General features: G+C 70.3%; 12 protein-coding genes. 6 read left to right on the top strand and 6 right to left on the bottom strand.

The genetic code is table 11. From position 1 onward, the window contains the following. Window positions 1-108 precede the first annotated feature (108 nt). Window positions 109-762, top strand: a complete 654-nt coding sequence (locus BLP83_RS10470) for a protein-L-isoaspartate O-methyltransferase family protein (RefSeq protein ID WP_091242299.1) — start codon at window positions 109-111, stop codon at window positions 760-762. Between the two features lie 37 nt (window positions 763-799). Continuing rightward, window positions 800-2,221 carry a TolC family outer membrane protein gene (locus BLP83_RS10465; RefSeq protein ID WP_091242297.1) on the top strand — a complete coding sequence of 474 codons (1,422 nt, stop codon included), beginning with the start codon at window positions 800-802 and terminating at the stop codon, window positions 2,219-2,221. Between the two features lie 87 nt (window positions 2,222-2,308). On the opposite strand, the gene BLP83_RS10460 is transcribed toward BLP83_RS10465, so the two are convergent. The 6 genes from BLP83_RS10460 to def all read right to left on the bottom strand — a co-directional run bounded on the left by BLP83_RS10460 (window position 2,309) and on the right by def (window position 8,438). Next, window positions 2,309-2,737, bottom strand: a complete 429-nt coding sequence (locus tag BLP83_RS10460) for a CBS domain-containing protein (RefSeq protein WP_091242294.1) — start codon at window positions 2,735-2,737, stop codon at window positions 2,309-2,311. A 204-nt stretch (window positions 2,738-2,941) separates the two neighbouring features. After that, entirely contained in the window at window positions 2,942-5,080 is a 2,139-nt protein-coding gene (locus BLP83_RS10455) for a sensor histidine kinase (protein WP_091242291.1), read from the bottom strand. Then, a complete protein-coding gene (locus BLP83_RS10450) occupies window positions 5,077-5,631 on the bottom strand; it encodes a DUF4390 domain-containing protein (protein WP_091242289.1) in 555 nt (184 codons plus the stop codon). The genes BLP83_RS10455 and BLP83_RS10450 overlap by 4 nt, the downstream gene beginning before the upstream one ends. Then, on the bottom strand, window positions 5,597-6,883 hold the full coding sequence (gene rsmB / locus BLP83_RS10445) for a 16S rRNA (cytosine(967)-C(5))-methyltransferase RsmB (protein ID WP_091242542.1): 1,287 nt from the start codon (window positions 6,881-6,883) through the stop codon (window positions 5,597-5,599). The genes BLP83_RS10450 and rsmB overlap by 35 nt, the downstream gene beginning before the upstream one ends. Window positions 6,884-6,948: 65 nt before the next feature. Then, complete coding sequence (fmt, locus tag BLP83_RS10440) at window positions 6,949-7,884, bottom strand: methionyl-tRNA formyltransferase (RefSeq protein ID WP_176764126.1); 936 nt, start codon at window positions 7,882-7,884, stop codon at window positions 6,949-6,951. A 44-nt stretch (window positions 7,885-7,928) separates the two neighbouring features. Continuing rightward, window positions 7,929-8,438 (bottom strand): peptide deformylase, encoded by a 510-nt coding sequence (def, locus tag BLP83_RS10435; protein WP_218121237.1) that lies wholly within the window; start codon window positions 8,436-8,438, stop codon window positions 7,929-7,931. 218 nt (window positions 8,439-8,656) lie between these two features. Here def and BLP83_RS10430 point away from each other — a divergent pair, with 218 nt between their 5' ends. From BLP83_RS10430 to BLP83_RS10415, 4 genes are all read left to right on the top strand, one after another. Beyond that, window positions 8,657-9,808, top strand: a complete 1,152-nt coding sequence (locus BLP83_RS10430; protein ID WP_091242535.1) for a LysM peptidoglycan-binding domain-containing protein — start codon at window positions 8,657-8,659, stop codon at window positions 9,806-9,808. A 5-nt stretch (window positions 9,809-9,813) separates the two neighbouring features. Beyond that, entirely contained in the window at window positions 9,814-10,938 is a 1,125-nt protein-coding gene (gene dprA, locus BLP83_RS10425) for a DNA-processing protein DprA (RefSeq protein WP_176764125.1), read from the top strand. A 34-nt stretch (window positions 10,939-10,972) separates the two neighbouring features. Next, window positions 10,973-11,449, top strand: a complete 477-nt coding sequence (locus BLP83_RS10420) for a DUF494 family protein (protein ID WP_091242285.1) — start codon at window positions 10,973-10,975, stop codon at window positions 11,447-11,449. A gap of 126 nt (window positions 11,450-11,575) precedes the next feature. Next, a complete protein-coding gene (locus BLP83_RS10415) occupies window positions 11,576-12,637 on the top strand; it encodes an RDD family protein (protein ID WP_091242283.1) in 1,062 nt (353 codons plus the stop codon). Window positions 12,638-12,709 lie beyond the last annotated feature (72 nt).

Genomic DNA, 12,709 nt, shown 5'->3' with positions numbered 1-12,709 from the left:
TTCGGGCCGCCCCGCGCCGCGGCGTCATTTGGCGGAGCACAAGGCCAGCGCCTACAATCGGCGGTTACGCGCCCGCGCGACGCGGGCCCCCGCAGGCAGGACACGAACATGGCAGTTGATTTCGAGCAGGCCCGTTTCGCGATGGTCGAGCAGCAGGTCCGCCCCTGGGAGGTGCTGGACTTCCGCGTGCTCGACGTCATCGGCTCGGTCAAGCGCGAGGATTTCGCGCCCGCCCGGCACCGCAAGCTCGCCTATGCCGACCTCGCCCTGCCGCTGGAGCACGGGGAGTTCATGCTGAAGCCGGTGATCGAAGGCCGCCTGCTGCAGGCGCTGGACCTGGCCCCGGAGCATGAAGTGCTGGAAATCGGCACCGGCTCTGGCTACCTGACCGCCTGCCTCGCCCGCTTGGCGCGCGCCGTCCACAGCATCGACCTGCACCCTGACTTCATCGACCGTGCCCGCACCCGGCTGCAGGCCGCTGGGCTGGTCAACGTGAGTCTTGAAGCCGCCGATGCGCTCCAATTCCAGCCCGGCCGCCAGTTCGACGCCGTCGCCATCGGCGGCGCCGTCGCCGAGCTGCCCGAGCGCTTCCTGAGCTGGGTGCGCCCGGGCGGCAGGCTGTTCGTCATCCGCGGCCACAGCCCCGTGCAGGAAGCGGTGCTCTATACCCGCGCCGAGCACGGCTGGGCGCTGGAAAGCCTGTTTGAAACCGACGTCCCCTACCTCCACGGCGCCGAGCCGGTGCAGCGCTTCGCGCTGTAGCCCGCCCCTCGCGCCCACGCTCGCCAAAGGAACTGCCATGCGACTGCCCAGCCTGCGTCCCCTGAGTTTCGCCCTCGCCCTTGCTGCCGCCAGTAGCGCGGGTGCCGCCGATCTGATGCAGGCCTACGAGCTCGCCCGACAGAGCGACCCGCAGCTGGCCGCCGTCGAGGCGCAGCGCATGGCCACCGGCGAGGGCGTGGTACAGAGCCGTTCGGCCCTGCTGCCGCAGTTGGGTGCCTCGGCGGGTTTTTCCGACAGCTCGGGCAAGAGCTCGCGCTTCACTTTCACGGAAAACCCGGACGGCGGATTTCTGTTCGGTCGTGAGGTCTCGCGCAGTGAGACACGGTCGAAGGACTGGGGTATCAATCTGCAGCAGAGCCTGTACGACCACAGCAACTACACACGCCTGCGGGCCAGCCGCTCGCGGGCCAGCGCCGCCGATGCCGACTACGATGCGGCCGTCGACGGCTTGGCTCTGCGCGTCGCCCAGGCGTACTTCACCACGCTGACGGCAGTCGACAGCTTGGTGTTTGCTCGCGCCGACGAGCGCGCCGTGAAGCGCCAGCTGGACCAGGCCGAGCAGCGCTTCGAGGTCGGCCTGACCGCGATCACCGATGTGCACGAAGCACGCGCCCGCTACGACGCCTCGCGCGCCGCCGCGATCAATGCTGCCAATGCGCTTGACGATGCCCGCGAGGCCCTCGCCGAGCTGACCGGGCAGTACCTGCAGAACCTGCAGGGCCTCGACGAGAACTTCAGTCCCGTGATGCCGGAGCCCGCCGATCTCGACCAGTGGGTGCAGACAGCGCTCAACGAGAACCCCGTGCTGCGCTCGCGCGCCCTGGCGCTTGAAGCGGCCCAACAGGACATCGCGACCGCGCGCTCCGCCCACCTGCCGACGCTGGGACTCACCGCCGGACGCAGCGGCGGCCCCACCAGCTGGGGGGAGGCGATACTGGCCTCGGGTCTCACCCGACCGACCAGCAGCGACAGCCTGGGCAGTTCGATCAGCTTGAATCTGAGCATCCCCCTGTACACCGGCGGCCGCGTGCAGTCCCAGGTTCGCCAGGCGGTGTACACGCGTGACGCCAACGAGGACCGCCTGGAGCAGGAGCGCCGCGCGGTCACCCGCCAGACCCGCAACGCCTACCGCGCGGTGCTGGCCGGCATCTCCGAGATCGAGGCCCGCGCCCAGGCCCTGGTGTCGGCGCGCAGCGCGCTGGAAGCCACCGAGGCCGGCTTCGAAGTGGGTACCCGCACCATCGTCGACGTGCTGCTCTCGCAGCAGGTGCTGACCAGCGCACAGCGCGACTACTCGAATGCCCGCCACAACTTCCTGGTCAACGGCTTGGCGCTCAAGCAGGCCGCCGGCGTGATCGACGTGCAGGACATCGCCGCGGTCAACCGCCTGCTGGTGCGCGACGCCGAGGCCGCGCTGGCCGAGTTCCAGAACGACTGAGACGGGCTCCAAGGCAGAGCATCCGGACGGGGCGCCCTTGCGGCGCCCCGTTCGTTTCAGCGGTGGCCCCGACGCGAGGCGCCAGCCTCAGCCGGCGATGTACTGCTGCAGCTGCTCGATTTCCTGCGCCTGCTCGCGGATCACCCACTTCAGCAGGTCGCCAATCGAGATCAGCCCGACGACCTGCCCGGCTTCCACCACCGGCAGGTGGCGGATGCGCTTCTCGGTAACGATATGCATGCAGCGGCGGATGTCCTCGCCGGGGCCCACCGTGAGCACCGGGCTCGACATGATGTCGGCGACGGGGGTGTCCTGCGAACTGCGCCCTTTCAGGATCACCTTGCGCGCGTAGTCGCGCTCGGTGGCAATGCCGACCAGTTGGTCGCCACGCATCACCAGCACCGAACCGATGGCGTGCTCGGCCATCAGCCGGATCACTTCCAGCACCGGCGTCTGCTCGGTCACGCAGACGACCTGCGCAGTCTTGCCCTCAAGGATCTGTCGGATGCTGTGCACGCCGTGGCCTCCCCATGGTGGACATGTGGGAAGGACTATACGCCCACAGGGAGGCGGGGATTGGGGATTGGGGATTGAGCCTGCGCGCAGCGCACGGCACTGGGAGCGCCGCTGCTGGCCGCGGTTCGCCGTTCTGCAAGGAATGCAGGCGACCGCAGGTACTCCAGATCGCCCTCAGCCCAAGCGAATCCCGGATCCCGGCTCTCAACACGGCAGCCGCAGAACGAAGCGGGCCCCGCCTTCCGCGCGGTTCTCGGCCAACAGCTGGCCGCCGTGCTCCTCGGCAATGCGGCGGCAGATCGCAAGCCCGAGGCCCGAGCCCTTGGGCTTGCTGCTCCGGTAGGGCTCGAACCAGTCGCCGGCGAAGCCCTCCGGCAGGCCGGGGCCATCGTCCTCAACGCTCAGGTCCAGCCAGTCGCGGTCGCCCAGGCGTTGCAGGGCGAGACGGATGCAGACCGTCAGCGCGGGACGCTCCGCGCTGGCCTCCAGTGCGTTCTTCAGCAGGTTGTGCAGCACCTGGCGCAGGCGCCCGGCATCGACCCGCGGGCGCGGCAGCGGGCTGGCGAACTCGCGGCGCAGCCGCAGGCGCGGATCGTGCTCGTAGAGCTCCAGCACTTCGTCCACCAGCGCGACGATGTCGGTCTCCACCAGGCTGAGCTGCGGCGGGCGCGCGTACTCGCCGAAGGCATTGACCAGAGCCTTGAGGGCATCGACCTGGGCCACGATGGTGTGAGTCGCCCGATCAAGCACCTCGGCTTCGGCCGCGGCCAGCTGCGGCAGCACCCGGCGACGCAGGCGCTCAGCCGAGAGCTGGATCGGCGTCAGCGGGTTCTTGACCTCGTGCGCGAGTCGGCGCGCCACTTCGGACCAGGCGGCGTCGCGACGCGCACGATCGATGTGGCTGGTGTCGTCGATCACCAGCACCTGGCCGGCGTCGGGCAAACGCGCGCCGCGCACCAGCAGCAGGCGACGTAGACCGCCTTCTTCGACCGCGCATTCCTCGCGCCACTCGGGCGCGCCTTCGCGCAGGCGCTGGGCGGCCAGACCAAACACATCGGCCAGGGTCGGGCAGCCCCGCTTGAGCGCCTCCAGCGGCCGCCCCTGCAGCTCGCCGAGGGGTGCCGCGGCCAGTTCGGCGGCAGCCGCATTGGCGCCGCGCAGGATGCCGTCGGCGTCGAACACCAGCACCGCCGAGGACAGGCGCGCCAGCACGGTCTCGAGAAAGGCGCGCTGGCGTTCGGTCTCGGCGGCGCTGGCGGCGGCGCGCTCGCGGCTTGCCGCCAGCTCGACCGTCATGCGGTTGAAGCTCTCGACCAGGAAGCCCAGCTCATCGCCGCGCGGCGGTACGTCCAGCGGCTCCAGACGCCCCGCGGCGACCGCGCGCGTCGCTGCCGACAGTCGACCAATCGGCGAGACCAGACGCCGAGCCAGATCGAAGGCGATGAGCACGGCAAGAAAGACCGAGAGCAGGGCCACCAGGCTCAGGATGAGGACGAAGGTCAGCTTGAGCTGCTCGCGCAGGAACAGCGCCTGGCGGGTGCCGAAGGCGGCGGCCTCGACCTTGCCGCTGAGCTCGACGAGACGCGGCGGCAGCGCGAACAGCGCCTGCAGCACCTGGCCGGTCTCGAAGTCGGGGTCCTGCAGCACGCGCAGATAATCGGCCTCGCCCACGCGGATCTGGTCGATCAGGCGCCCGCGGGCGCTGAGCGCAGCGCGCGCGTCCTCGTCGGGCGGCGAGGGCAGCAGCAGACCGGGCGCGGCCGCGGCGATGTGGCGGATGCGGCCATCGCCGTCGAACAGCGCCAGCTGCGCGGCGTCGATCTCATCCAGCGACTGTTCGATGGCGCCGGCGAGGTCGAAGCGGTCGCGGCGCATGCGCTCCAGCGCGCGCCCGGCGCGCTGCAGGGCATCGCTGCGGCGGTCCTCCAGCTGCAGACGCGCTAGCTCCAGCGCACTGTCCATGGCTTCGACGCTGTTTGCGCGCAGCCAGCTGTCGACGCTGGCGCCGACGAAGCGCGCGGAGAACGCGAACACCAGCAGCACCGGTGGCACCGACAGCGCGAGCAGCAGGATCAGCAGGCGTCGCGTCAGCCGCGCACCGGGCTCGCCGGAGCGCAGCTGCCTGCGCAGCTTGAGCAGACGCCCGAGGATGGCCACTGCGAGCAGCAGCACGGCCGCGCCGGCACCGAGGAAGACCCAGGGATAAAGACCGGCGAAGCGGGTGCCGAGACCCTCCGCGCTGGCGGCGAGATAGAGCGCCGAGAACACCAGCACCAGCACACCCAGCGCCAGCAGCAGCGGGCCGGCGCGACGCGGCAGGGGAAGCTTGCGGCCCAGCGTCACGGGGCGGCCACCGCGGGCAGACGATAGGTGCCGGACACAAGCCGCCAGTCCTGCAGGCCGATCAGAGCCGGAAAGCGCAGCGGCGCCGGCAGGGCCGAGCGTTCGAGCTCCACGCGCAGCTGCAGCTCGCATTTGTCGGCCCGCGCCGGCAGCTCGATGCGGATGCGGTCCAACGCCGCCAGCAGGGAGCCACGGCGGGCGAAGCGACGGCCCTGCGCCTCGCCTTCCCAGCGCATTTCATACTCGCCGGCCAAGGGGTAGTAGCGCAGCCACAGGCTGCGAATGGCGCGCTCGGCGGATTCGCAGTACTGCAGGTGGTAGTCGAGACGCAGGCCGATGCCGTTGGCCAGCGCCTCCAGCATCAGCGGCTGGAATTCGAGTTGCTGCTGCACTTCGAGCTGCAGGCTGTCGCCACGCTGCAGGCGGCGGGCGTCTTCGATCCGGGCGCGCGGGGCATCGACGGCGCCACAGCCGGCCAACAGCATGAGCAGGCCGGCGGCGCTCCACCGCAGGCGCTCAGCGCTTGCGCAGTGCAGCGACGAAGAAGCCATCGCCTTCGCCCTCGCCGGCGAGGCGCTGGGCGCCGGCACCGCTGGCCCGGCCGAAGCGCGCGTCGAGCGGCAGGGCTTCGGCATCGGCATGGGCCGCGAGGAAGGCATCGATCTGGCGCTCGTTCTCGTCTTTCAGCACGGAGCAGGTCGCATAGACTAAGCGCCCGCCCGGGGCGAGCAAAGGCCAGAGCGCGCGCAGCAAACGCGCCTGCTGCGCCACCAGCGCCGGAATGTCCTCGGCATGGCGGTGCAGCAGGATATCGGGCTGGCGGCGGATCACGCCGGTGCCACTGCAGGGCGCGTCCAGCAGGATCGCGTCGAAGGCCTGCCCGTCCCACCAGCGCGCGGGCTCGGCCGCATCCGCGGCGCGCAGCTCGGCATCAAGACCAAGACGCTCGAAGGTCTGGCGCACACGCTCCAGGCGCTTGGGATCGCAGTCCAGCGCCAGCAGGCGCGCGCCGGCTTCGGCGATCTGCGCGGCCTTGCCGCCGGGTGCCGCGCAGGCGTCGAGCACCCGTTGGCCAGGCTGCAGGGCAAGCGCGGCGACCGCGTTCTGGGCGGCGATGTCCTGCACCACGAAGCGACCACGCGCGAAGCCCGGCAGGCGGGTGGGATCACCGGCGTCATGCAGGCACAGGGCCGCGCCATCCACGCGCTCCACCGCTTGCCCTGCGGCCCTGCAATCGTCCGCCAGTTGCGCAGCGGCAGCGGCACCGCCGCGAGCGCGCAGCCACAGCGGCGCCTGCCGCAGGTTGGCCTGCAGCAGGGCGTCGAAGTGTTCGGGCCAGTCGCGCTGCAGGGCCTCCACCAGCCAGGGCGGATGTGCCTCCGCTGCCTGCTGGGCCTCGCTGCCGGCGGGCAGCTGAGCGCGCTCGCGGAGGTAGCGGCGCAGTACGGCATTGACCAGGCCTACATGCCTCGGGAAGCCGAGCACGCGCGCGGCTTCGGCCGACGCGGCGACGGCGGCGTGTTCGGGCAGGCCCAGCGCCTCCAACTGGGCGAAGCCCACCGCCAGCAGCATGCCGACGCCGCGCGCCGAGGGCGGCAGGGGCTTGTCGAGCAGGGCTTCGAGCAGGATCGCATCGCGCGCGCGCCGACGCAGAGCGGCGTGGCAGAGGGCTTCGCACAGCGCGCGGTCACGGCTGTCGCGCAGGGCCGGCAGACGATTGGCCAGCACGGCCTTGAGCGAACGCCCCGCCGTCACTTCGGTCAACACGCGCGCCGCGGTGGCGCGCACCAGCGCACCCGGCACGGCGGTTTCGCGGCCCGCGGCCTTCGCCGTCTCCGCGCGCGGACGCTGGTCCGGACGCTCGGGCTTCAAGGCAGCAGCGGCGTGCGCCGCGCGTTGAGGTAGTCGGCCACCGGCTGGGCGCGTCCACCCTCGCGCTGAACCCGGGTGAGGCGCAGCAGGCCGGCGCCGCAGGCGATGTCGATGCCAGCCGCGCTGGCTGCCACCACGCTGCCGGGCGCAGCCATGCACTGCTGGTCGAGGGCCTGTGCTGCATGCACGCGCAGGCGCTCGCCGCCCAGTTCGCAGTCGGAGATCGGCCATGGGTTGAAGGCACGCACGCGGCGCTCGAGCACGACCGCAGGCTGGCTGAAGTCGAGCCGCGCTTCGGCCTTGTCGAGCTTGTGCGCATAAGTGACGCCCTGCTCGGGCTGCGGCTGCGGCGGCAGCGCCTCGCCCGCGCGGAGTCGGGCGAGGCCTTCGACCAGCAATTCGGCGCCGATCACGGCCAGACGATCGTGCAGGCTGCCGCCGGTGTCATCGGCGTGAATCGGCGTGCGCCGCTCCAGCAGCACCGGCCCGGTGTCGAGGCCGCGCTCCATCTGCATGAGATCGACGCCGGTCTCGGCATCCCCGGCCTCGATGGCGCGCTGGATCGGTGCCGCGCCGCGCCAGCGCGGCAGCAGCGAGGCATGCAGGTTCCAGCAGCCGAAGCGCGGGATGTCCAGCACCTTCTGCGGCAGGATCAGGCCGTAAGCGACCACGATCATCAGGTCGGGCTCGAGCGCGGCGAGCCGCGCGCGCTCCTCGGGATCCTTGAAGTTGAGCGGCTGGCGCACCTCGATGCCGCCCGCCAGCGCGCACTGCTTGACCGGGCTCGGCTGCAGCTGGCGACCGCGGCCGGCCGGCCGATCCGGCTGGGTGTAGACCGCCATCAGCACATCCGGGCCGGACAGCAGCCGCTGCAGCGGCGGCACGGAAAACTCCGGCGTTCCCGCGAACACCAGGCGCAGGGGCTTCTTCATGGGAACGTGTCTCCGCGGGTGCGAGGCACCCGCTGCAGGTTCGATCAGGCGGCGCCGCGACGCTGCTTGGCCAGCTTCTTGCGCACCATCTCGCGCTTCAGTGGCGACAGGTAGTCGACGAAGACCTTGCCCTCGAGGTGGTCCATCTCGTGCTGGATGCAGACAGCCAGCAGGCCATCGGCCTTCAGGTCGAAGCTCTGGCCGTGGCGATCGAGCGCGCGCACGGTGATCTGGTTGGCGCGGGTGACGTCGGCGAAGATGCCGGGCACCGACAGGCAACCTTCCTGGTAGACCTGATGGCCGTCGCTTTCGATGATCTGCGGGTTGATGAACACGCGCGGCTGGGATTTGTCCTCGCTCACGTCCATCACCATGAAGCGCAGGTGGCGATCGACCTGGGTAGCCGCCAGGCCGATGCCGGGCGCGGCGTACATGGTCTCGAACATGTCGTCGATCAGCTGCTGCAGCTCGGGGGTGAAATCCGCGGGCAGCACTTCGCGGGCGCGGGTGCGCAGGCGCGGATCAGGAAATTCGAGGATGGGAAGCGTGGCCATGGCCGCTACCTTGGCGCGAAGGCGCCTGAAATCAAGGGGATTCGACGCGCGACTATAGCAGCGGCCTGCTGAACACGGCGCCGGCGCTGGACGCTGCCGGCACACCGCCTCCGCCGGCATGCGACGCGCCATAGTGTGAACCTGAACCGTTTCTAATCCACAAATCTTTACGCTATAGTGCCGACAAACCTGCTTGGTAAATCAGGTAGATGGCCGCCATGCTTAAAAAACTGCTTTCAGTTTTCGCCGTCGCCGTGCTGACCTTTGCCACCTGCGTGGCGGCCCAGCAGCTGCGCGACGACCACCCCGACACCTACGTGGTGCAGAAGGGCGACACCCTGTGGGACATCGCCGGCCGCTTCCTGAAGCAGCCTTGGCTGTGGCCGGAGATCTGGCAGGCCAACCCGCAGATCGAGAACCCGCACCTCATCTACCCGGGCGATGTCATCAGTCTCGCCTACCTCGATGGCCGCCCCGTGCTCGGCGTCAATCGCCGCGATCCGCAGATCCGCCGCGAGGCCGACGACGCGATCCGCACGATCCCGCTGCACGAGGTCGAGTCCTTCCTCAAGCGCATGCGCGTGCTCGATGAAGAGCCCAAGGACCTGCCCTACGTGCTGGCCATCGAGGAGAACCGCCTGCGCGGCGCCTCCGGCCAGGTGATCTACGCCCGCGGCGCCGAGTTCGAACCCGGCCAGCGCTGGGCCATCGTGCGCCCGACCGTGCGCTACGCCGTCCATCCGCACCCGATCAACGGCAAGCCGCGGCTCAAAAGCGACGAGTGGAACGCCCGCGACGGCCTGACCCCGCGGACCGCTGGCATCGAGTGGGCCTATTACGCGGCCTCGGACAACGGTTTCGAGGTGCTCGGCTGGGAAGTCGCGGACGTCACCACCGCCGAGGTGACGGTCGCAGGCGATCCCGCCACCCTGCTGCTGGCTCCTGAAGGCAAGGAAGTCCGCGCCGGAGACCTGCTGATGCCGGTGCAGGAGCCCGCCTTCGACCTGTACTTCACCCCGCGGGCCCCGGAACGCGTGCCGGACAACATGCGCGTGCTGGCCGTCACCGACTACTACCGCATCGCTGGGCCTCGCAATGTGGTGGCACTGTCCGCCGGCGCCCGCGACGGCATCGAGAACGGGCAGGTGTTCGCGCTCTACGACGAAGGCGACAGCGTCGCCGACCGCATCGCCAACCGCAACGAACTCTCCGCCAACCTGCCCTCCCGCAAGGTCAAGCTGCCGGATGAGTTCATCGGCCACGTGATGATCTTCCGCACCTTCGACAAGGTCAGCTATGGCCTGGTGATGGACGCGATCCGCCCGGCCGGCGTGAACAACATGGCCAAGGCGCCCGACCGGCTGCCCTGACGTCCTTGAAACTGCGTCCCGAGGTCTGGTTCGCTGCCGTACGCGCCCCGCTTCCGGGGCGCGTTCTGCGTCTGGCCCTGGAAGACGCCCAGGTCGCGCAACGGCTGCAGTCCGGCCAGGCCTCGGCGCTGCGCAGCCTGGGCGTCAGCGAGACGGCTGCCGAGGCCTTCCTGCGCCGCGATCCCGCGCGCGAGGCCGCGGATGCGGAGTGGCTGGCCGCCGCCGGCAACCGCCTGATCGAACTCGGCGAAGCCGACTACCCCGCCCTGCTGGCCGAGCTGTCCGCGGCACCACCGGTGCTGTTCGTCTGCGGCAATGCCGACCTGCTGTGGCATCCGCAGATCGCCATCGTCGGCAGCCGCAACCCGACGGCGGGCGGGCGCGACCTCGCGGGCGACTTCGCCGCCACTTTCGCGCGCAGCGGGCTGATCGTCACCAGCGGGCTCGCGGAGGGCATCGACGCCGCCGCCCACATGGCCGCCCTGGACGCGGGACAGCCCAGCGTCGCCGTGGTCGGTACCGGACCGGACATCGTCTATCCCGCCCGCCACCGCGCCCTCGCCGCGCGCCTGCGCGAGCAGGGCTGCATCGTCAGCGAGTTCGCTCCGGGCACCTCCGCGCGCGCCGACCACTTCCCGCGTCGCAACCGCATCATCGCCGGGCTGGCGCTGGGCACCCTGGTGGTCGAGGCCGCGCAGCGCAGCGGGGCCCTGATCACCGCCCGCTACGCCAGCGAAGCGGGCCGCGAGGTGTTCGCCATCCCCGGTTCCATCCACAACCCGCTGGCCCGCGGCTGCCACCGGCTGATCCGTGAGGGCGCCGCGCTGGTGGAGACCGCCGGCGAGGTGATCGAAGCCCTCGGCCCGACCGCCCAACGGCTGGCGATGAGCCTGCGCGGTCGCCTGCAGTCGGCACCACAAGGCTCAGCAGCCGCCGCCGACCCAGCGCCCGAGGCCGACCCCGAACGCGCCCGCCTGCTTGCAGCCTTGGGACACGACCCGGTCGGCATCGATCTGTTGGCCGAGCGCACCGGGTTGACCGTGGGGGTGCTGTCCTCCATGCTGCTGATGCTGGAACTGGAGGGGGTGGTCAGCGCACAGCACGGCCGCTACGCCCGGCGGCCTTCCTGATTGAATAGCGCGCGCCGGCGCAGGTAGAGGCTGGATGAAAGAGACCTTGTTGGACGTACTGCTCTACCTGTTCGAGAACTACTTCTACGACGACCCCGATGCGGTACGCGACCGGGAGTCCCTGCAGGCCAGCCTGATCCAGGCCGGATTCAGCCCCGCCGAAGTGAGCAAGGCCTTCGACTGGCTCGATGGCCTTGAGCAATTGCGCGAGGGTTCCGGCAGCCTTGCTCCGGTCGCAGGTCCTCTGCGTCTCTACGCCCCGCAGGAGCTGGAGCGGCTCGACCTCGAATCGCGCGGCTTCCTGATGTTCCTTGAGCAAATCGGCATCCTCGATGGCAGCCTGCGCGAGCAGGTGATCGACCGCGCGATGGCGCTGGACCAGGCCGAACTTGACCTCGACGACCTGAAGTGGGTGGTGCTGATGGTGCTGTTCAATCAGCCCGGGCATGAGGCCGCGTTCGCGTGGATGGAAAGCCACCTGTTCGCGCTCGACGGCGAAGCCCTGCACTGAGCCGGTCACCCGGAACTCGGACTCGCATTCGAGCGGGTGTCCTTCCATCGCCGCGGCGACGATTGTTCTTGACCTTCGGATCACGGCGGTGAAGCATCCCGCGGCCTGACCTCCGGGAAGCCCCGCATGAACCCGCCCGCCGCCGCGCGCACCTGGTACTACGTCGATGCACAGGGCCAACAGCAGGGCCCCGTGAGCGCCGCCGTGCTGGTCGGACATGTGCGCCAGGGGCGCCTGCTCCGGGACAGCCTGGTCTGGCGCGAAGGCTGGAGCGACTGGCAGCCGCTGTCGGCGGCCAGCGCCGAGCTCGGGCTGGATGCCCTGGCGGCGCCCGAGCCGCCGCCGGCGCCCACGGCAATGCCCGCATCTGCCGCCGCCGCGCCGACGGCATCGCCCGCCGCCGCGGCCAATTCGCCCTATGCCCCCGGCGCGGCCCGGCTGGATGTCGAGGTCGCCTGGGCCAATAGCGGCGATGTGGTCTACGCAGGTTTCCTGCGCCGCTGGGCAGCCCTCTTCCTCGACGCCTTCCTCGTCGGCCTGGTCGCCCAGATTCTGGCCGCCGTCGCAGGTGGGATCTTCGCTTTGAGCCTGTTTGGTGGCCTGGACGAACGTGATGGCCCATTCGACCCCGGCATGGTCGCGTTCTACTTCGTCTTCTACCTCATCTATTTCTTGGCCGCCGGCCTGTACTACTCGCTGATGGAGAGCTCCTCCCTGCAGGCCACGGTCGGCAAGCTGGCCTTGGGCATCAAGGTCACCGACCTTGAGGGGCGCAGGCTCAGCTTCGCCCATGCTCTGGGCCGCTGGTTCTCGGCGGCGCTTTCGTATCTGACCCTGTGGATCGGCTTCTTCATGGCCGGCCTCACCGAACGCAAGCGTGCCCTGCACGACTTCGTGGCCGGCACCCTGGTGGTCGACAAGTGGGCCTTCACCGCGCATCCGGAGCGCCAGCAGCGCGGCCTGGGTGGCTGTGTGATCGTATTCCTGATCGTGGTGGTGGGCTTGGGCGGCATTGCGCTCCTGGGCATGCTGGCGGCGATTGCGATTCCCGCCTACCAGGACTACACCGAGCGCGCACGCAGCCGTGGCGCGCAGCTTGCACCGCCGGCCGTGGAGGCACCCGAGCTGTCGTTTGCCCGCGCGGAACTGCCGGGCGGGGGCCGGCTCTGGCTGGAAGCCAAGGCTTGACTTGCGAAGGGACGCTGTGTTGACACTGAATTAAGGCGGGATGGGCGCGCAGCCCATGCCCTCGCGGCGCGC

Origin of the sequence: Aquimonas voraii, assembly GCF_900101825.1 — a bacterium.
GTDB classification, from domain to species: Bacteria; Pseudomonadota; Gammaproteobacteria; order Xanthomonadales; family Xanthomonadaceae; genus Aquimonas; species Aquimonas voraii.
The sequence above is the reverse complement of the archived record's forward strand: the minus strand, read 5'-3'. Positions and strand labels throughout refer to the sequence as shown.